19 protein-coding genes and 1 riboswitch are annotated in these 19,388 nt (G+C 39.3%); of the genes, 7 read left to right on the top strand and 12 right to left on the bottom strand.

The genetic code is table 11. The features are described from left to right. The first annotated feature begins 178 nt into the window (after positions 1-178). Together VZF35_RS17955 and VZF35_RS17950 are read left to right on the top strand one after the other, a co-directional pair. On the top strand, positions 179-439 hold the full coding sequence (locus tag VZF35_RS17955; RefSeq protein ID WP_407307097.1) for a hypothetical protein: 261 nt from the start codon (positions 179-181) through the stop codon (positions 437-439). A 16-nt stretch (positions 440-455) separates the two neighbouring features. Next, positions 456-716, top strand: a complete 261-nt coding sequence (locus tag VZF35_RS17950) for a hypothetical protein (protein WP_407307095.1) — start codon at positions 456-458, stop codon at positions 714-716. Between the two features lie 39 nt (positions 717-755). On the opposite strand, the gene VZF35_RS17945 is transcribed toward VZF35_RS17950, so the two are convergent. The 6 genes from VZF35_RS17945 to VZF35_RS17920 form a co-directional block, all read right to left on the bottom strand. Further along, entirely contained in the window at positions 756-896 is a 141-nt protein-coding gene (locus tag VZF35_RS17945; protein ID WP_407307093.1) for a hypothetical protein, read from the bottom strand. Positions 897-1,362: 466 nt separating this feature from the next. Next, positions 1,363-1,698 (bottom strand): phage holin family protein, encoded by a 336-nt coding sequence (locus VZF35_RS17940; protein WP_407307091.1) that lies wholly within the window; start codon positions 1,696-1,698, stop codon positions 1,363-1,365. Positions 1,699-2,203: 505 nt separating this feature from the next. Then, entirely contained in the window at positions 2,204-3,454 is a 1,251-nt protein-coding gene (locus VZF35_RS17935; protein WP_407307089.1) for an Nramp family divalent metal transporter, read from the bottom strand. A gap of 56 nt (positions 3,455-3,510) precedes the next feature. Continuing rightward, a complete protein-coding gene (locus VZF35_RS17930; RefSeq protein WP_407307087.1) occupies positions 3,511-4,734 on the bottom strand; it encodes a magnesium transporter MgtE N-terminal domain-containing protein in 1,224 nt (407 codons plus the stop codon). Positions 4,735-5,158: 424 nt separating this feature from the next. Further along, a riboswitch (M-box (ykoK) riboswitch) is annotated at positions 5,159-5,325 on the bottom strand. Between the two features lie 138 nt (positions 5,326-5,463). Further along, the gene (locus VZF35_RS17925; RefSeq protein ID WP_407307085.1) at positions 5,464-6,750 is read right to left on the bottom strand and encodes an LCP family protein; all 1,287 of its coding nucleotides are present in this window, start codon (positions 6,748-6,750) and stop codon (positions 5,464-5,466) included. Positions 6,751-6,973: 223 nt separating this feature from the next. Continuing rightward, positions 6,974-7,453 (bottom strand): divalent metal cation transporter, encoded by a 480-nt coding sequence (locus VZF35_RS17920; RefSeq protein WP_407314694.1) that lies wholly within the window; start codon positions 7,451-7,453, stop codon positions 6,974-6,976. A 341-nt stretch (positions 7,454-7,794) separates the two neighbouring features. On the opposite strand from VZF35_RS17920, the gene VZF35_RS17915 reads away from it, so the two are divergent. Next, positions 7,795-7,977, top strand: coding sequence for a hypothetical protein (locus tag VZF35_RS17915; protein ID WP_407307083.1), 183 nt, complete (start codon positions 7,795-7,797; stop codon positions 7,975-7,977). Positions 7,978-8,166: 189 nt separating this feature from the next. On the opposite strand, the gene VZF35_RS17910 is transcribed toward VZF35_RS17915, so the two are convergent. Continuing rightward, entirely contained in the window at positions 8,167-8,511 is a 345-nt protein-coding gene (locus VZF35_RS17910; protein WP_407307081.1) for a transposase, read from the bottom strand. 111 nt (positions 8,512-8,622) lie between these two features. Here VZF35_RS17910 and VZF35_RS17905 point away from each other — a divergent pair, with 111 nt between their 5' ends. After that, complete coding sequence (locus tag VZF35_RS17905) at positions 8,623-9,033, top strand: phosphatase PAP2 family protein (protein ID WP_407307079.1); 411 nt, start codon at positions 8,623-8,625, stop codon at positions 9,031-9,033. A gap of 223 nt (positions 9,034-9,256) precedes the next feature. Here VZF35_RS17905 and VZF35_RS17900 read toward each other — a convergent pair whose 3' ends face one another. The 4 genes from VZF35_RS17900 to VZF35_RS17885 all read right to left on the bottom strand — a co-directional run bounded on the left by VZF35_RS17900 (position 9,257) and on the right by VZF35_RS17885 (position 15,566). Continuing rightward, positions 9,257-10,066, bottom strand: coding sequence for a GDSL-type esterase/lipase family protein (locus tag VZF35_RS17900; protein ID WP_407307077.1), 810 nt, complete (start codon positions 10,064-10,066; stop codon positions 9,257-9,259). 13 nt (positions 10,067-10,079) lie between these two features. Next, positions 10,080-11,093, bottom strand: a complete 1,014-nt coding sequence (locus VZF35_RS17895; RefSeq protein ID WP_407307075.1) for an ABC transporter permease — start codon at positions 11,091-11,093, stop codon at positions 10,080-10,082. After that, positions 11,077-11,988, bottom strand: a complete 912-nt coding sequence (locus VZF35_RS17890; RefSeq protein ID WP_407307073.1) for an ABC transporter ATP-binding protein — start codon at positions 11,986-11,988, stop codon at positions 11,077-11,079. The genes VZF35_RS17895 and VZF35_RS17890 overlap by 17 nt, the downstream gene beginning before the upstream one ends. Positions 11,989-12,857: 869 nt before the next feature. After that, on the bottom strand, positions 12,858-15,566 hold the full coding sequence (locus tag VZF35_RS17885; RefSeq protein WP_407307071.1) for a CotS family spore coat protein: 2,709 nt from the start codon (positions 15,564-15,566) through the stop codon (positions 12,858-12,860). 153 nt (positions 15,567-15,719) lie between these two features. Here VZF35_RS17885 and VZF35_RS17880 point away from each other — a divergent pair, with 153 nt between their 5' ends. From VZF35_RS17880 to VZF35_RS17870, 3 genes are all read left to right on the top strand, one after another. Continuing rightward, positions 15,720-17,000 carry a UDP-glucose dehydrogenase family protein gene (locus VZF35_RS17880; protein ID WP_407307069.1) on the top strand — a complete coding sequence of 427 codons (1,281 nt, stop codon included), beginning with the start codon at positions 15,720-15,722 and terminating at the stop codon, positions 16,998-17,000. Further along, positions 16,997-17,977, top strand: a complete 981-nt coding sequence (locus VZF35_RS17875; RefSeq protein WP_407307068.1) for an NAD-dependent epimerase/dehydratase family protein — start codon at positions 16,997-16,999, stop codon at positions 17,975-17,977. Before VZF35_RS17880 ends, VZF35_RS17875 begins: the two co-directional genes overlap by 4 nt. Before the next feature lie 103 nt (positions 17,978-18,080). Further along, the gene (locus VZF35_RS17870; protein WP_407307066.1) at positions 18,081-18,386 is read left to right on the top strand and encodes a hypothetical protein; all 306 of its coding nucleotides are present in this window, start codon (positions 18,081-18,083) and stop codon (positions 18,384-18,386) included. A gap of 106 nt (positions 18,387-18,492) precedes the next feature. On the opposite strand, the gene galU is transcribed toward VZF35_RS17870, so the two are convergent. Next, on the bottom strand, positions 18,493-19,377 hold the full coding sequence (gene galU / locus VZF35_RS17865; RefSeq protein WP_407307064.1) for a UTP--glucose-1-phosphate uridylyltransferase GalU: 885 nt from the start codon (positions 19,375-19,377) through the stop codon (positions 18,493-18,495). Between the last annotated feature and the right edge of the window lie 11 nt (positions 19,378-19,388).

Here is a 19,388-nt window from a genome sequence, read left to right as displayed (position 1 = left end):
GGAACCAAACTTCCACTTCCAGATGGGCATCAATTATCAAAACATGTCGGTTGCCTTACGATTTTCGATAACTCCTTGATCGGGAACCCAATTCATTCGAGTTCACCCCCCTCTCCTCTTGCACTGGATTTAGCAACAAAGCAACACTTTGCAAAATGTAACCTAGGAGGACTCAACAATGGATGACTACATTTTTCGGCGAGAACTTGATTTACAAACGAACCTACCTGAAATGATCGATCATATAAAAAACGATCGTCCATTCCGCAAAATGGACATGACTAAAAAGAAGGAATTGTTCGATGAGTATTACACCTTCGTCAAGAACAGTTTTCTTTCAGAAGGCCCTTCAGAAGAAGAAAAAATCAGCATCCAAAATGCCGCAATGGAAGAAATGTTAGAACGTGCTCGGCAGGAAATGAGAAAAACCATGCATTAAGAGGAGGTCTATAGACATGGATGAAGACACTTTCTGGCGGGAGTTTTATTTTGCAACAGACTTTCCAGAGATGATTGCCGAAATAAAAGCTTCTCGCCAGTTCAGGAAGAAGACTTTAAAAGAGAAATATGAACTGTACGATAGCATATATAAAATGGTCAAAAAATTTTATCTTTCAGGCTATGTCTCGGAGGAAGAACAAGAAAAGATAAACGATGCTGCGTTACAACAAATTATGGAACATGGCTTAGAGGAATTGGAAATGACTTTCCAGTAAAGAAAAAAGCAACCTTAGATTGAGGCCACTTTACACTATTTAGATTAATTCATCCAACCAATGATAATACTCATTTTCTGATTGTCCTATGCTAAACTTATTTCTTGCATCCATTAATTCAGCGTTAATTTCACATTTATCGGCATCACGAAGTAGCATTATTCGAATTGGTGCATCCACTGATTATACCCCCTGTTGTTTTATAAGCACGTATCTAATAATTGAAAAACCAGTATCACTTATCTTTCAACACGTTTTTTAAATATTCTTCCCTGTGTGACAATTTTTCACAAATATTGAGGTCCAGAAAGTGAGTTTAAAATGTACCCTATTATCTCAAGTTCTGGCCCTCTGTTCTTACATTGAAGGCTGTAATATGATTAGTTATTGATCCTAGCGCGTACACAAGCTTGACTTCAGCAGGCGATCATAATTATTACGGTAATTGATAAATAACAACGCCCCACCCAGCAAGCAATACTTACTGGGTGGGGCATTAAAGTTAAGTGAGTTGTTTGAAGTTCAATCAGGTCAGTTTTAAATGCAATGCTCAATTAACCCGTTTTTATGTGCATAGAGGGGTAGAGCTTGTACTCGTTCTAATACATGTTCAATTTGATAGATGTTTAAACCCGTCCTTCGCTTATTAAAAGATATGATTCAGAATTAAACTGATAATGCTGAGAACCAATGCACCGATGAAGGCACTAGAAAAGCCTTTGATGTAAAATCCTGGGACAAGTTTTGCTGTCAAGGCGAGCATAACTCCATTAATAACTAAGGTGAATAATCCTAATGTCAAAAGTTGCAAAGGAAAGGTAAAAAACGAAAAGATAGGCCTTATAAGAGTATTAACCATACCCCAAACGAGTGCCGCCCAAATTGCGGTCGAGAAACCCGAAAGGTAAAGTCCAGGAACAAAACGTGTCATCAAAATTAGCGATAATGCATTAATCAACAAACGAATGAGCAATCTCATCATAATCCGTGAACTCCTTTCCTACTATAATTTTTGAACGATTAGGAATACCTATTTAAAGGATTAAGGGAAACTTCAAAAGTAGCGTGTCCAACGTCAAGAAAAGTATGGCCCTTTAAGTTTATTGTTCTGAATAAAATAGGCAACTTGGTTAAAAAATACTAAATTCGCCCACCCTAGCACACTAATCACTTCAACTGGCTTTTCAAGCTCCCTTTTGCAGCATGAATTAATATAGAAATAAAGTAAACCACTACCCCGAAAAGTTTGAAATAATGAGAGCATCACGAACGATAAAGTAACTTGCTAATGAGTTTCCTTCTAGCGGATGGACTATTTGGCCATCTAATGAAAGTAATCCATGTAAATTCCCATCAGTTCTGAACAAAAACTCAATTACGTTAGAAACAGCAACTTCAAACTGTAATTTTCAAGGCCGCCTTATTTCAAACAGGCGGCCTAACTTATATGAAACTAAAGCATATTATTTAATTTATTAGGTGTTTTGTTATCCCAAAAGATTTGGCCAAAGTGTGGTTACTACCAATAAGAGTGTTAGGGTCACCATGATCACCGTTGTGCTCCATGCAACCCCATTAAAGAATTTGGAGTTTGTATAAGTTCCCATGATCCTCTTTTTATTGATGAGAACCAGCATAAACACGAGAACAAACGGTAAAAGGACACCATTGATGACCTGAGACCAAAGCATAATTAGAACTAGTGGTGCATTAGGAATAAGGATGATTAAAGCTCCCAAAATTATGATAATCGTATATAAAGTATAAAATTGCGGTGCCTCGCGGTAGGACTTATCAACGCCTGCTTCAAATCCCAGTGCTTCACACACATAATAAGCCGTCGCTAGTGGCAAAATTGTGGCTGCGAAGATGGACGCATTGAAAAGTCCGAAAGCAAATAGTACAGAAGCGTATTGACCTGCTAGGGGCCGTAAAGCAATTGCGGCATCTTTAGCATCATTGATGGAGACACCCGCTGTATGCATCGTCGCTGCAGTCGTAACAATGATAAAAATAGCCACGATATCTGTAATGAAACATCCGAAAATAACATCTAAACGTGAAAATTTATAATCTTTGACAGTAACTCCTTTCTCCACGATGGCTGACTGAATATAGAACTGCATCCACGGTGCGATGGTCGTACCGACCAAACCTACAAACATCGCAAGATATTCGGAATTTGTACTAAAGCTCGGAATAAATGTAGCTTTTGCTACTTCACCCCAATTCGGGTGAGCTAGAAAGCCAGCTAAAATATAGGTTATAAAAATTGCACTGGCGATCAGGAAAACTCTTTCTACTCGTCGGTATGTTCCTTTTACAACCAAGAGCCATACGAGGAGCGCCCCTAGAGGTACGGTGATATATTTACTGACTCCGAAGACCTCCATACTGGAAGCCACTCCGGCGAACTCAGATACTGTATTCCCTACGTCTGCTATAAGGAGTCCTATTAAAATGAAGATCGTCAATCGTACTCCAAAGTTCTCACGAATAAGATCCGCAAGACCTTTGCCCGTAACCGCCCCCATACGGGCGCTCATTTCTTGGACAACGATCAATGCTAAGGTCATTGGAATGAAAACCCAAAGGAACTTATATCCGAACTGAGCGCCTGCTACCGCGTAGGTCGTGATTCCACCGGCATCGTTATCCACATTGGCCGTGATAATCCCAGGCCCTACAATGGCCAAGAACATTAAGATAGTACGCCATGAAATTTTATTTTTCCACATGTAGTTCACTTCCTTTAACGATTTATCACGAATACGTTAGAAGGCTCGTTGTGGGCCTACTTTTTTTGTGAGAGTACATCATCTACGGTAATAATTCCTATGACTTTCCCAGATGCATCGACTACCGGAAGGGCCATTAGACTGTATTTAGAAAATAAGCGTCGAATTTGTTTCTCGTCCTCTCCAGCCTGGACGCTAATTACTTTTGTATGCATTAACTCGCCAATCTTTAAATCGGTTGAAGCGATAATAAGTTCGCGCAGCGATACGACTCCCTTTAAACGCCCTACGGAATCAACCACATAAAGATAGTAAATATAATCTGCCTCTGGGGCTATTTCTCTTAGACGTTGAATGACTCCATCAGCCGTAAGCTCTTCCGAGAACACCAAGAAATCTGTTGTCATCAGACTGCCCGCAGTTCCTTCATCATATTCCAGTAGTTCACGTAGATCAGAAGCTGCTTCATCTTCCATTAAACTTAATAGCTGATCAGAATCATTTTCCCTCATCTCAGATAACAGATCTACTGCCTCATCTTGTTCCATTTCTTCAAGAATATCGGCAGCCCGTTCCTTATCCATCTGCCTAAGAATTGATACTTGCATATCCATGTCAACTTCAGCTAATGTGTCAGCCGCTATTTCGGGATCTAAGCGCCCAAAAAGCTCCAATCGTTCTTTGTGTCCAATATTCTCCATAATCTCAGCCAAATCTGCTGGATGCATTTTGGACAACTTGTCAGCTGAGATACGTAGAGCTAAGCTTTCGCCATCACTTGTCAAAGATCGAACCATGTCCCACGTAATGAAGTTTGGTTGTAACCATTTAGCGCTTGTTTGTAATTTAACCCATCCTCTTGGGAGAAGTCTGCGTAACAAACCAACAAGGCTGACATCAATCGACACAATATGAACCCCATTGCCGTCTCCAGCTAATTTAATATCATTTACCCGTACGAGTTTTGCCCCATTCATATCGACGATTTGCCGATCCAATATTTCACTTGTATAAATCTGCTTTTTTGATACCTTTTCAAAGTGTACCTCGGAAGCAATCACCCGTAGTGCGACAACCCGTCGACTAAGCATATAAATATCTTGCCAGGGAATGACTGTGAGTTCCCCATCATGCCTGATCATCAGTCCCCGAACAACTGGGAATGGATTCTCGGAATCTACCCATACATCCCTAACTTTACCAAGTTTACGTCCACTGCGGTCAACAATAACTTTAGCAATGAGTTCACTAACAAAGAGATCTGTTAATAGTTCCATCATTAATCCCTCCAATATCTAAGTAGTTTTATGAGCGTGTCTGCGTATAGTAATGCCTTTAAACTTCGTTCAGGACCCGCGTCCATAAAACCACCTCCTTCTTAAGAGAAATTAAAGGGTTATCTCTTTTTAACCATAAGTTCCTTTGATCTAGAAAGCGAAAAATACAAAACTGCTCAGGTTAACAGTATTATATTTCCCTTCTTTTGGGATGTGAGAGTAATTAATTGGGAGAAGGTGCTGAGACGTACTTGGGCTAACCGATCAGTCTCAACAATTACTTTCAAAATTACTCTCGATCTTTTGTAATCACATAAATCAGGGTCATCATCGGTACTCAAGTCGTCTCACCTCCTTAAACGCAAAAAAACAAAGCTTTCCTAGACAACGGAAAGCTTTGTTATGCACTCATACAAAATAGAAATTCACTTTCCTCCACTCGTTTGAGCTTTGGCACTGTATAACGTAGAATAAAATTCAGCCACATTATGTAAAACCTTAATCCGGTAATACCTGTTCTACCCATTGGCGTCTCTCGACATTTCCGGGCAGTGGCCTATGTTCATACAGGAGCCTCACCTAACGAAGAAATTTAATTGTCAAGTAGGATAATAACCCAATTTACGATGTTTGTCAATAATACTTTGTCGTCCTGACTAGATTTTCTTTGGATACGCTCTATAGATTGCTGAGACGTTAAGTTTCGAGCTAACACATTTTCTACTATTAGTATTATGGGGTATACACTGTTATCACGCTTACCGTCTGTGATGGCGATACCAACTCATTGCCAGTTCCTAATATTCGTGCTACAGAAAGAGCAGCCATAATTTGTCCCTGTGGATAATAGATCTCCACTTGACTTCCTCCAGAATCAGGACTAATCCATCTGGTGTTAAATCCGGCTTTTTGTAGTTCATTCCCCACTGATTGAGAGCCATACACATTGATAGTAACGGTCTTAGGATTTGGTATTGGTGATAATCCTGTGGAAGCCCCGATAGAACCATATGGTTTTAATGTATGACTAATTTCCTCTGGATCTAGAACGTCATAATAGGCACCTGATAGATAGCCCTCTTGGTTTATCCCATCCAACGGTGTGTTCGTAATATCTATTGAGTCTTTAACGGATCCAAGTCGAATTTGCTCCATTTGTGAACCAGATACTTCTAGGCCCATTCCTATTAGCATGGGTGTAGGAATATTGGTCGCTACATCATGACGCCATGTTTCTTGAAGTTTTTCTATATTTGAAAGGCTAATACCAGAGGCTAATAGCTTTGTTTTTAGCAGATTCAAAATTTCTAGTTCGGCATCTTGGCGTTGAAAATCATTTGTTCGATAACTATTCCCAGCAATATTTTGACGAATACGTATATAGGCCAATGCCTGGTCACCATTTAACGTTTGCAAGCCAGGTTGAAAGTTTGCCTGACTATATTCAGGATCATAAAGGCGTCCAGGAATATTAACCTGTATTCCACCCACAGCGTCAATGGCATCTGCAAATCCTTTAAAACCCGTTACGACGTAGTAATCAATCTTTAAGCCCGTAAGCTTTGAAACATATTTCACGGCCTGATTTGGTCCTTCTTCCGGACTTTGTTGTAGACCTAACTCAAATGAAGATTTAATTTTAGGGATGGGCTCTTTGTAATCTGGCATAGCAACCAACGTATCACGAGGAATGGAAATCAAGCTGACCTTATGTAAATCTGGATCTATGTGAGCAACAATTAAAAGGTCTGCTTGCCCCGCTGCTGTACCTAGAGACAGGGGGGTCGCTGCATTCCGTGCATTGTTTCCAATCAATAAGACATTAATCGGTCCTTTTTTCCCGTACACGTTACCTGTAAGCGATTGTCCTACATTTACCTGTAATTGTTTTAATTCGCTTTTGGGTATTTTAGCCAATTTTATAGGATATTTTAGGCTTACCAATGTTGCAAGAATCATTACTATAAATAGAAGACTTTTAAGACTTTTAAAATGTTGATAGTATTTATTCTGTGCCATATTATCCTCACAGTAAATAATTTATTTTCTTTCATCGAACAATTCGCAATTATTTATTGCATTTCATATTAGTAGCCTTGATCTGCTCTTGCTCCTTATCATTAAGTGTAACCTTTCTAAATAAAATAAAACCGTGTAGAAAACTAATTCTACACGGCAAACCATTTTTAATGTTAATAGCTTAAATTGCTATTAAGCTTTAGCCAGTTGGCTTCTCGAATACTTAAATGCTTGTGAATATCTGCCAAAAAGTAGCGATGCTCAATCCGGCGAGCAGAGTAACCATTGCCCAACCCCATATCCTACCAAACAATTTCGTCCTGTATTTTCCCATCAATTCTTTGTTACTCGTCATCAATACCAAGAAAATAAGTAGTGGTACCGTGAGAATTCCGCCGATAACTTGTGCCGCGATGGCGATGATATTTAATGGTAAATTTGGTATCAAAATAGTGAGTGCTGCAAGGACAAGACTTCCAATATAGATTAGGTAAAATTTTGGTGCCTCCGTTATCTTGTCATTCAGACTTTTGGACCAACCAAACAATTCCGCAATGCTCCAGGAAGAGGAAAGAGAAACAGTTATCGATGCGAGGAAACCGGCATTGAATAACCCGATTCCAAAGAGGATCGCTGGCCAACGCCCTACAACCTGGTTAAGCGAGAGCCCCCATCGTCGATGAGGGCTGAAAGGGAAAGTGATTTAACAAATGGCAATATATCTTATTACCTAAGTCGTCCAAATGCTACATCTTCCATAGATGGGATGAAAAAACTAGATATTATACTTCATTAAACTAATCAAAGTTTTCATTGGTTTATGCTATTGGTAAATTGTACCACTCATGCCCTCTTGTACATATTATGTATTATCTCTTAGCAAAGGAGGTAGCGCAAATGGCATTCGGTGGTGTTGATGTAGATTGTCGTCGTGGCGAAAGATTTGAAGGAATTGCAATTGTTGTCGTAATTATTCTTCTGCTTATCGCACTGGGAATCGTATTTTAAATTAGACATTATTTTTATGGAAAGGAGGAATATATTATGTACGGATATCCTGGTCATTTTCCAAACATTTCACCAGTTGGGGCTCCACCACACATTGGACCTGTAAGACCACCTGTATGCTGTTGCCCACCTGTTGCCCCAGTTGCCACTTACGGCGCTGGTGTGGGTATTATTGCTATCGCTATTTTAATCCTTATCGCTTTAGGAGTTATCTTCTAAAAATAGATTCCTCATCTTAAAGGGGGAGCTTAAATCGCTCTCCCTTTATGGTAAATAGAATTTGCGGAGCTTACCCATGTACAATATATTTTATGTAGAAGGAGTTGGTCTTATGTTTCTCATTCCCCTTCTCCTTATAGGGACTGCTATAGCGAGATCAAGCTATTATCCATTCTCGTATTGCTATCCCTATCCGTACCCCCTTACTTTTCGATAAACTTTCAATGAAAAATGCGTTAAAAATAATGATCGGCGGTTAAGGTGCTCATTTCTTTGCAAAAAAATTCTTGCTATGGCCGGTCGGCTCACATATCTTCCTATGTACTTAGCTGCTCCCTTTGCATTATGCATACGATTCTTCGTATGAACATAGAATCCTTCTTTTTGTTGACGGTACATTTCATCAATTGGCCTCTTATTTTCTCTCGTTTTAGGAAGACTCTTCTTTAGCTTGGTATGTAAGATTTGCTGCCACCGTTTCCTTAGCATTTCATAATGAAAATAGTCAATAATTTTCCACTGCTTATCTGACAAAACACTCGCTTTTTTTGTCCAATATCTCTTGAACTTTATATCGTTCTCTTTATTATAGCCTGGTTTAATTTACCTAAGACTGAAGCTAAACAGCGGCACGCTTTACTCATCATGGGTTTAGCAGGTGTGTTAGGGCTAATTATTAATGTCCTTATTTCTCACATATACTTTAGGCCACGTCCGTTTATGGTGCTCAAAAAGAGGACAATTACTCAGCTGATTCCTCACAGTCTAGACGCCTCATTCCCAAGTGATCATACGACCGGAAGTTTTGGAGTTGCTGCCGCATCCTTGGGGAAAGCTTCAAAATGGATTACTATAAGCTTCACTCTCTTAGCTATACTCAACGGAATTGCTCGCCTATATGTTGGAGTTCATTGGTCGACCGACGTCATTGCGGGAATTGTGATCGGGACGATTTGTGGCCGCCTGCTATGGAAATTCAGTTCTATATTTCAACCTATCACTGACTTCGGTCTGCGATTATTTCATTTTGGCAGTTATGAACCTAAGCGACATTGAAAGAGTAAGTTCCCCTGAATCGTGTAACAATACTATTGAACCAATGGTGTTTGCTTTTATATTTGGTACCAGGTGGATACAAATAACACAAATGTAAATGGTGCAATATCTGCGATTCGATTTGTAATCCTTCCACCTTTTGTCCCCTCTCGCTTTATCTAAATCAATTCTTAAAAAATATTGAATATAGTCGCTGGATTCTATAACCCATATTATCAATTTATCAATGTTTACTCAAAGTATTTTCTACAGATTTGCTTAACAAATAAGCAATGGTCTGATATCCGGTAGAATTTGGATTCTGCTTATCACTAGATATAAAACGGTTTAAATTATTTTTGAATATATTGTAAGTCGGTATAAACGTTGCTCGATCATCGTTAGCCAGCACGAGTTGTGTTTTGTAAGTCCAAGTGTCGAGGTAAGACACATTGTCTGTTGTATTGACGACACTTAAAGGATTATAGTTCCCTATCATAATAATTTGAGTTGTCTTATTTAGGGTTCTGATTTTCTTTAGAATGTCTTGTAGTTCTGAAACAAAGGTGCCTTGCTCAGTTTGAAAGCTTTGATCCTTCTGGATACTTTGGGCGGACTGGATTTGTTGAAGCTCGCTGCCGCCGATCGATATAATTAAGAAATCCGCGTTTTTAATCAAGTTATCGTCTTTCCCACTCGATAGTTGATTAGCTAAATCCTGAATCTTGTATCCGTCTACCCCTAAATTATCAACTTGTAAATCCTTCGGGGTCTGGCTTTTCAATAAATCAACTAAATAACCACCAATTCCTTTACCTTTCTCATCCCCCGTGCCCTTGGCAATGGAGTCTCCCATAAGGACAATATGTAAAACATTGGAACGATTAGATAAACCACCGCTCGTGGATCTAGTTGCTTTTTGGGAAACTAACTGGTTTGTTCCCGTTGTTGGAACCGATGCAAATGATACTGCCTTTACAAAACCAACCACAAAAACAAGAAGAGAAACAAAAGTAATACATATTGAGATGTACCAGAGACTTTTTTTGTACAATGTTTTCGCCCCCTTATACAAGAATATCTCGCTTGTTGAAATATACAAAACTTACTACAAGTGCTGTTATTGTCCAAACGGCAAGTACAGTGATAGAAAACGTCATGTTCATTCCTTGGATAGATTGTAAAGAACCGGAAATATAACTCATTAAATTCAAATTAGAGGTAAACAAGTATCTCGGTAACTGCCAAGTTGCCAAATAACTTGTCAATTGTGATCCGCCGATTAAAAATGCAAGCACAATTCCTAAGGAGGCAATGGAACTTCTAACTAACACCGAAATCATTAAGGAAATGGTTCCGACTACGATGGATACATAATAGGCTAGACCAAAGGCCATAAGGATATATTCCCACTGAGCGACAAAGGTAACATGGGATGTATCAAGCTTGCCTCCAACAATTTTAAATCCGGTGGCTACTGGTTCCAACCAACCTCCATACCCGAATAAGAGTCCAGAGATCAAAATTGAGAAGATAAATGAAAAGAATAAAACTACAGTTTCAAGTCCAAGTAATGCAATATATTTGCTCAGTAATAGTTTCCATCTCGGGATTCCCTGAACCAAAAGAAACTTAATAGTCCCCTCACCCATTTCACCAGATACCAGATCAGCTGCTAATAAAATCATGAGAAGTGGTAAGAACAAAGACATTGACTGGGAGATAATTTTCGTTGTGAAATTTGCCGCTGTTAAATCCACAGTATTGATATTGTTATCTAAATAAAACTGAGATTGTTCCATTCTTACTCTCGTTTGGGCACGACGGTCTTCATCCTGATAAGGACTGTCCAGTCTTGCCTGATAGTCTAAAATTTGCTGACCAACAATACTTTTCCAATCAGTGATGGCCGTTACACCAAGTCTGTTAGCAAGTTGGATTTTAGTTCTATTCAAAGAGTCATATTGTCCATAAGCAAAGGCGGCAACCATAATGAATAGTACCGCCAAGGTTATATAGAGTCTTTTTTTACCAACTATTTTTAGAAATTCGTTTTTAACGAGTTTATACAATTTTATCACCCTCCGTTAAATCCAGGAATAAATCCTCTAATGAACTCCCTACGGCGGTACAATATGAAATAACGAGTCCTTCATTCATAAACGTACGGTTTATTTCCTCGATGGTCAGTTTACCGATAGGTGCTCTAATGATATTTTTCTTAGTCTGGGTTACATTCAGGCCTAATTTAGACTTCAGAATTTCCTTAGCCTTACCGACATCCTCAAACTGCCATTCAACGACATTGTCGCTTTGAATCTCTTCTACTTTTGCCGTCTTAATGACTTCTCCCTGTTTCACGATCGATACTGTGTCACACATAAGCTGTAACTCAGTAAGAATATGGCTTGATACAAAGACAGACATGCCTTCCTCATAAGCCAGCTTTCTCATTAGTTGCCTAAATTCGGCGATTCCAGCCGGATCAAGGCCATTTGTTGGCTCATCCAGTATAAGTAGCTTAGGGCGACTAAGTAATGCTTGAGCAATCCCCATACGTTGTCGCATTCCTAGTGAGTATGTACCAACTTTATCATTAATTCGATGTTGTAACCCCACTAATTCTAGAACTTCATAAATCCTTTTTCTCTCAACATTTTTCATGGCTGCAAATTGTTCGAGATTCTCCATTCCAGTGAAATATTTGTACATATCCGGACCTTCTATAATACAGCCAACCCTTGACAACGCTTTACTAAATTCTTTTTCTAAGGAATACCCACAAATTGTTACGCTTCCCGTGGTGGGTTTAACCAGCCCTGCTATAATTCGAATCGTAGTCGTTTTTCCCGCACCATTTGGGCCCAAAAAACCAAAAATTTCAGAAGGATTAATTGTAAGATTAATATTTTTAAGTATTTCCCTTCCTTTTAGCTTTTTAGAAATGCCTTTTAGCTCTAAAACAGGATCAACCATAGTACACCTACTCTCTTTACAAATTTGTTAAGATTGTTACTTATCTACTTAGCCGAAATATCATTGTCTGTACCACTATACTCTTAGAATCTTTATATTTCCTTAAGAATTCTTTATCAATTGCGAATAAATTTTTATAATATCTCTTTGATCTCAACCCTACCGTGATCGCTATCTGCGCATTAAACAGGCTTTTGAGGCTGGAGTAGATACTCTTGATGAATACAAGGAAAACAAGTCGCGTCTTAAAAAGAAGAAACGGACATAAAAAATCGGATTGAACAGTTAAAAACTGTTAATCCAATTTATGATTCTAATGAATTCCGCAGGCAACTCAAAAATGCTTATTCACTTCTGATTGACCCAACCGTTCCTTTGTCTGAAAAACAGCGAGCTATACGTCAGTACATAAAAAATATTGAGTTTTCACAGCAAAACAATATTCTAAGAGTCAATTACTGTATTAAGAACTAAAATAGACTGATATTAGCTTTTATATAGTGAACCATTTAGGTATTAAGGGTCCCCCATAATACCTAAATGGTTCACTTTTTGTTTTGAAAAATTGTTCATTTTCTAATGTCCCCCCATTTTTATAGATTGATCGCTTGTTATTATCATTTTGCTGCTGATCGCATTGGGTATTGTCTTTTAATAACTCACTTTCAGACAGATGAAAAATTGTAACTCAATTTTTCATCTGTCTTTCTCAAGATCAACAATCATGTTACACTAATCAGCCTTTGAAGACAGGGAGCAATATATTCAACTTGAAAGGCGTTAACCGGTTCTATTTGTAGTTGAGAGTCGGTTTTTCCAATTATCTATTAACATATTAATCGTCTCATCCACGTTTACAACTAATTTATTCAATGAACGATCATGTCACGGGTAATCCTAGCCACAGATGGAATGTCATAATTAATCAAACTGTAATCATTCCCTAATGGTATGAATTTTCCCTGGGTTACCCTTACGCCAGATGAACCAGATTCATTTGTTTTATTTAATTCTTGAACTAGTTCTTCAGCATAAACATTATCTCTTTCCTCCAAGTTTCTAATTTTATTGGAACTCTGAATTTTATTACCTTTAATATTTGTTATAGGAATGCTACCTAGTTTCCAAACTTTTAAGATTTCCTGTGCTACCCTCTCCCAACCAAATCTCATTTCAGCTAAACGCCTCCCGTTTTGGCCCATGATCCGACGAAGTTTGGGATCGGAAAGCAGAATTTTTAGTTTTTCAGCAAATTCGTTGGTATCTTCAGGCTGCTCCACGATTAGACCGTTTTCCCCGATTACAACTTCTGGATTACCTCCCCGTGCCGTCGTGAGAAAGGGCAACCCTGCAGCCATAGCCTCGTAATGAACGCGGGCCAGCGGTTCCTGCCACTGAGAAGGACACACAAAGATATCTCCTGCCCAAAACCACTGGTGAACGAGATCGGCTGATACATAACCTGTCGTGATCACAGGAAAAGAGGCTCTGTCTGCCAGGGTGCGAACATAAGCCACGTAATCGGTGACCTTATTATCGCTGTACCATGTCCCCCCCACAACGACTAAAGCTATATTGGGGTCAGATGAATACGCTTTATTTAAAGCGTGAATTAATACATCTATACCTTTTTTTGGCGTCAAACGCCCAACAAATAAAATCACGGTTTTGGATTCAAGCTTATATTTTTGCCTCAATTGATTACGAATTTGAGCGGCTGTATTAGATTTTTCCCAAGGAATAAAAGTATTTAGGTTTACTCCAGAATAGATCGTATGAACTTTCCCATCTGCTTGAGGATAGAGATTACAAATGGTATTACCCACATAGTCACTAATGGTAATAATTCGTTCTACTTCATCGATTGCAGTTAGTGCATCATTAGAATGGATTTTATCATGATTAAACATATCGTTATGCATGCTGAGAATTATACGGGAATGAGAAGCAGCTGCACGAACTAATGGGATAAGACGGGGTCGGTTAAAGACATGAATAAGATCAAAGGAGTTACATTTAAGGAAAGCAATTACCTCTTGAGCATAGATTTCGAAGACTTGTCTACCATCTATTCTTACATACCGTATATTATCTGTATACTCTTCTTGTGGTAAAGAAGGGTCAGTTGTCCCTAAGATTGTTAAATCATGCTGGGTACTTAAAATTCCGGAGACTCCCTGAATATAAGTTTGAATAGCTCCACCACGAACAGGAGGAACCGGCAATTTTTCTGTACAAATCATCAACACCTTTAATTTATGATCTGTGTTTGTTCGTAACTTCTTTTTATCTCTTCGAACCTCATACTGTATAGTGTTATTCTTGATATGAAGACCTTCTTGGAATTCACTGGGTTTCAGGTTGGAATTCTTTTTACTTTCCAAGCTTTGCAATGCGGTGTTTTCCAGATTTTCTTTCATTCTCAGCATCTCAAGAGTTTCCGTTTTAAATACAGTTTTTGGGCCATAACTGCCTGTTAGGAAGTTTCGTCTATCCTGTTGAAGCTCATTCAAAGCTAAACACTTTGTTTCTTCCAAAAGAAAGAGATGCTCATTAATGCCTTCCAAATTATTACTGATAAAATTAACGGGATCAAACAGCATCTCATTGATTTGCTTATAGAACTCATTGGGAAATGCAAGATCATTTAATAAAATTTCGTAAGTTTCTAGATCGAGCGGATTTGCTTGATGGTAGGCATCAAGCATACCATGAATCCAAGTGACATCCCATCTCCCCATGTCGTCCATCGTCCCTGAAATGAGCTTACGAAGATCACGAACCGGAAAATCATAGGCTACTCCATCTAGATCAATTACCCAAAGACCACCGGGACCAAGCTGTCCGTTCGACCATCCGAAGTCCTGATGAACAAGTCCCCAGTGCTCTTCACCCAACGAGGCCATCTGAACGTAAGATGATTGCTCAAGATGGGACAATGAATCCAGAGCCTGTCGTTCAAAGATCTCAATGGAAGAAAGAAGTGATTGACTACCTGGAATTTCATTGTAAGCTTTGGCAATATCCCGAAACCATTTAATTTTAGTAATTATTTTACGATAGTAATCAGGCCAACCATACAATCGAGAAGCTTTTTGGGAGCCGATAGGTGGAATATATCCCCTGGTATGCCTATGAAACTCTCCCAAACCGTAACACAAAGCACGAGCACCTTCTAGATCCTTACTGGCCGGACTAAGGGATTCAATCCAATCTGTGACGATCCATAACTTACCGCCCTTTTCGACATAGAGCAATCCTTCCTTAGTCTTTTTTAATTCTGGGACTCTGCCGCCTTGTTTTAAAATGTAATCTTGTGCCCCTATGCTAAAGAGGCTTCTCGTCGGTTTGCGGTGTAAAACCTTCAAACTGCGAGGTCCTTGATCGGTTTCTATTTTCCATATAACACCTCCTTTGTCAGGTTTTGATGTTATTAGTGTTTTATTACGAACATCCATATCGTAGTAACTGACGACCTTCTGCGCCAATTCGTCAATTTCGGGAGGAATGTTCATTTCCAAATCAATGTTTGAAGGGAAATCTTCAGTATCCCATGGGTGAATTGAATATTCCGCCATTTTGTCGCCTCCGCTTCAATAAATACATAACATAAACTATTCTGCTAAGGCGCTGAATGTTAGTAGTCAAATTTAACAAAATCTTTAACCTACGCTATCATGTGCGAATACAATAAATAAATCGACATTAAATGAGAGTAGGTTGACCGTTTAATGAGAATATGTGTCGTAGGTGCCGGCTATGTTGGCCTCACAACCGCAACAGCATTAGCGGATTTTGGCCATGAGGTTCAATGCGTGGATATCGATCAGGCAAAAATTGAAAGTCTTCGCCAAGGTAAGGTCCCTTTCTATGAGCAAGGACTCCAAGAATTAATGAATATCAACCACCAAAATGGTCGGCTTCATTTTTCAATTCAGGTAGAAGAGAACATTAGAGATAGTCCAATTGTACTAATTGCAGTCGACACCCCTCCCAAGGAAGATGGCAGCAGCAATCTCAGTAATATTCACAGTGTGGTGGAAACCATTGCCTCAAACATTAAGGGATACAAACTTATCATAACTAAAAGTACTGTTCCACCGGGAACCAATGCTCTACTCTACCAAATGCTATTAGATAAGGGAGTAGAAGAGGATTTATTTGATATCGTTTCTAATCCGGAATTTTTACGCGAAGGTACTGCCTTATGGGATATAAAACACCCTAATAAAATTGTATTTGGCACTAGGTCAGAGCGGCCGATTAAAATTCTTAAGAAGTTATATCAAAAGGGTAAAGCTTCCTATATCTTTACCAGCTTAACCGGAGCCGAACTAATCAAATATGCCAGTAACACCTTTCTGGCGACGAAAATATCTTTTGCAAATGAAATGGCCCGTATCTGTGATGCTTTTGAGGTCAATTATATCGATGTTGCCAAGGGATTAGGAACTGATCCGCGTATTAATAGGCATTTTCTAAATGCGGGGCTAGGGTTTGGTGGATCATGCCTGCCTAAGGATCTTTGCGCTCTTAAGGATGCAGCTATGAGGCAAAATGTGGAGACAAAGCTGCTTGATGCTGTCATGGCGATCAATGATACTCAAATTGATATCTACTTGAAAAAGCTAAGGACAGTCCTCCCGAACCTAGAAGGAAAGCAAATTACAGTTTGGGGTTTGACCTTTAAGCCGCATACAGACGATCTTCGCACCTCTCCAGCAATTGCTCTTATTAAACAACTAATCCGAAAAGGCTGTTATGTGCACACGTATGATCCGATGGTGCAACAGGAATTAGCAAACGTGTCTAACTTTAATGACCAGTATGAATCGGTTAAAAATTCGGATGCCCTGATAATTGCAACAGAATGGGAACAATTTCACGAGTGCGATTGGTCAGAAGTAAAATCGAGAATGAAAGCCTCGATTATCCTTGATGCAAGAAACTGCATCGATGAGAAAATTGTGAGAAATGAAGGATTTATTTACCTGGGGGTAGGAAAACCATGAAAATACTTGTTACCGGAGCCGCTGGTTTTATTGGTTCACAACTTTGTGAACGATTGCTCCAAATGGACGGGATTGACGTCATCGGTATCGATGGTTTGATCAATCCAACACTTAATCAAACGAAACAAAGGAATCTTAGAGTATTGCTCCAGAATCCCCGTTTTCAGCTATATCAGAGTGACCTTCGTGAAGCCGACTTAGAGAAGCTTCTGGACGGTGTTCAAGTTGTCTATCATTTAGCGGCTATGCCCGGTGTTCGTACAAGTTGGGGACCCGACTTTCAAGCCTATGTCGAGCACAATATCATAGCCACCCAGAAACTATTAGAGGCGGCGCGTAAATCTCTGCTTCAAAAATTCATCTATATTTCAACATCTTCAGTCTATGGTGAAAAAGTGGGGAAAGTAACAGAGAATGTTACTCCTGCTCCCCTTTCTCCATATGGGGTAAGTAAGCTTACAGGGGAATATTTATGCAAGGTATATCAAGCTAGTTATGGAATCCCCATCGTTATTCTTAGGTATTTCACCGTGTATGGACCAAGACAAAGATCGGACATGGCATTTCACAGATTCATCAAGGGAATACTCCATCACGAGCCGATTAAAATATTTGGGGATGGGAATCAAACACGGGATTTTACCTTTATCGGCGATTGTATAGCGGGAACTACAGCGGCGCTTCATGCCGATGGCTTGATTGGAGAAACGATCAATATTGGCGGTAGGGAGAGGGCCTCTATTCTAGAGGTTATATCAATAATAGAGGATTTACTCTGCGAAAAAGCAATTCTGGAATTTTCGGAACAACTTAAGGGAGAACCGCGGGATACTTGTGCTGATATTACTAAGGCCCAAACGCTGTTGAAATATAATCCGGCAACAACTTTGAAAGAAGGGTTAGAACAACAGATCAATGATATTCGTCTATTTGATAAGGAGTTGTTCGATCTTAATCATTTTGTTCAGCACCAATAGCGAAAGTTAGTCATATACTATATAAATTCTCCGTCAAATCCGAGGAGAAATAGTCATGAAATTTAGTTAAGAAAGGTGAAAAGATATGGACAAAGAACAATTGTTGCAACAAGTAAACGAGGCTCTGACGAATGAAAACGAAGTCAGAATAGTCAAAGTCAAGTTTCAAAATGGAGAAGTAATTAGGTTTGATTTCGAAGAGTTTAAGGTTGAAGTCAAGAATGAGAATGACGAAGACGAAGACGAAGACGAAAATGAAGACGATGGCGACGGCGACGACGATGGCGACGATGGCGACGATGACGATGACGATGACGACCAAGAAGATCACGTAGAGGCCACAAGCACAATTAGCGATCAAAGTACTTCTGAGACTCCGCAAGAGGGTGGATGGAAAGTTAACAAGTAAGGTTGAAATCTATGAACTTTTGTTTAAAGCGTTCTTCTCGATTAGGAATTAATAAGAAGAAAGATGTCTCAAACGGTTTGAGGCATCTTTCTTCTTATTAATTCCTTCACTTCTTCGGAAATGTCTCGACAAGCTCACACAAATAGTGCATTAAGTCGTCAGACAAATTATCAGTACGCAAACCGTATTCGATATTAGCTTTAATAAAGCCAAGTTTGTCACCCAGATCATAGCGATGTCCTTCAAAAGCATACGCGATAACTCCTTGTAATCTATTAAGCTCACGTAACCCGTCAGTCAGTTGTATTTCCTCGTCTTTCCCTGGAGATAGGTTTTTTAAAATACTAAAAATCTCTGGATTTAATATATAACGCCCCATGATGGCTAGTCGTGTAGTGGGGGCATCCTCCGGACTAGGTTTCTCGATTAGATCTCGAGCCCTATATAGACGCTCGCCTGCTTTCTCTCCATCGACAATACCATATTTATTGGTATCTTTCAAAGGAACCTCCTGAACCCCCACAACACTAGTACCATAACGTTCGTAAACATCAATCATTTGCTTTAGGCAAGGAACTCTGGCATGAATAACATCATCCCCAAGCAATACGGCAAAAGGTTCATTTCCAATGAACTGCCGTGCACAATAGATCGCATGACCAAGTCCACGAGCTTCTTTCTGTCGAACATAATAAACGTCAGTCATTCGTGAAATGTTTTGGACCATATGCAATAGTTCTTTTTTCTTGTTCTTTCTTAATAACGTCTCCAGTTCTAGCGAACAGTCAAAATGGTCTTCTATAGCCCGTTTACCACGACCAGTAACGATTATAATTTCATTTACTCCTGATTTTACGGCTTCTTCAACAATAAACTGAATAGTAGGTTTATCTACAATCGGTAACATTTCTTTTGGTTGAGCCTTTGTAGCCGGTAAGAAGCGCGTACCAAGACCTGCCGCTGGGATAACAGCTTTTCGGATTCTTTGCATATACCTCATCC

Origin of the sequence: Desulfosporosinus paludis, from assembly GCF_045689965.1 — a bacterium.
GTDB lineage: Bacteria > Bacillota > Desulfitobacteriia > Desulfitobacteriales > Desulfitobacteriaceae > Desulfosporosinus > Desulfosporosinus paludis.
The sequence above is the reverse complement of the archived record's forward strand: the minus strand, read 5'-3'. Positions and strand labels throughout refer to the sequence as shown.

What these genes read in the sequence shown, in the direction of transcription:
- VZF35_RS17955 (WP_407307097.1), top strand. Translation starts at nt 179, where the DNA reads ATGGATGACTACATTTTTCGGCGAGAACTTGATTTACAAACGAACCTA.
- VZF35_RS17950 (WP_407307095.1), top strand. Translation starts at nt 456, where the DNA reads ATGGATGAAGACACTTTCTGGCGGGAGTTTTATTTTGCAACAGACTTT.
- VZF35_RS17940 (WP_407307091.1), bottom strand. Translation starts at nt 1,698, where the DNA reads ATGATGAGATTGCTCATTCGTTTGTTGATTAATGCATTATCGCTAATT.
- VZF35_RS17935 (WP_407307089.1), bottom strand. Translation starts at nt 3,454, where the DNA reads ATGTGGAAAAATAAAATTTCATGGCGTACTATCTTAATGTTCTTGGCC.
- VZF35_RS17930 (WP_407307087.1), bottom strand. Translation starts at nt 4,734, where the DNA reads ATGATGGAACTATTAACAGATCTCTTTGTTAGTGAACTCATTGCTAAA.
- VZF35_RS17925 (WP_407307085.1), bottom strand. Translation starts at nt 6,750, where the DNA reads ATGGCACAGAATAAATACTATCAACATTTTAAAAGTCTTAAAAGTCTT.
- VZF35_RS17915 (WP_407307083.1), top strand. Translation starts at nt 7,795, where the DNA reads ATGTACGGATATCCTGGTCATTTTCCAAACATTTCACCAGTTGGGGCT.
- VZF35_RS17905 (WP_407307079.1), top strand. Translation starts at nt 8,623, where the DNA reads ATGGGTTTAGCAGGTGTGTTAGGGCTAATTATTAATGTCCTTATTTCT.
- VZF35_RS17890 (WP_407307073.1), bottom strand. Translation starts at nt 11,988, where the DNA reads ATGGTTGATCCTGTTTTAGAGCTAAAAGGCATTTCTAAAAAGCTAAAA.
- VZF35_RS17885 (WP_407307071.1), bottom strand. Translation starts at nt 15,566, where the DNA reads ATGGCGGAATATTCAATTCACCCATGGGATACTGAAGATTTCCCTTCA.
- VZF35_RS17880 (WP_407307069.1), top strand. Translation starts at nt 15,720, where the DNA reads ATGAGAATATGTGTCGTAGGTGCCGGCTATGTTGGCCTCACAACCGCA.
- VZF35_RS17875 (WP_407307068.1), top strand. Translation starts at nt 16,997, where the DNA reads ATGAAAATACTTGTTACCGGAGCCGCTGGTTTTATTGGTTCACAACTT.
- galU (WP_407307064.1), bottom strand. Translation starts at nt 19,377, where the DNA reads ATGCAAAGAATCCGAAAAGCTGTTATCCCAGCGGCAGGTCTTGGTACG.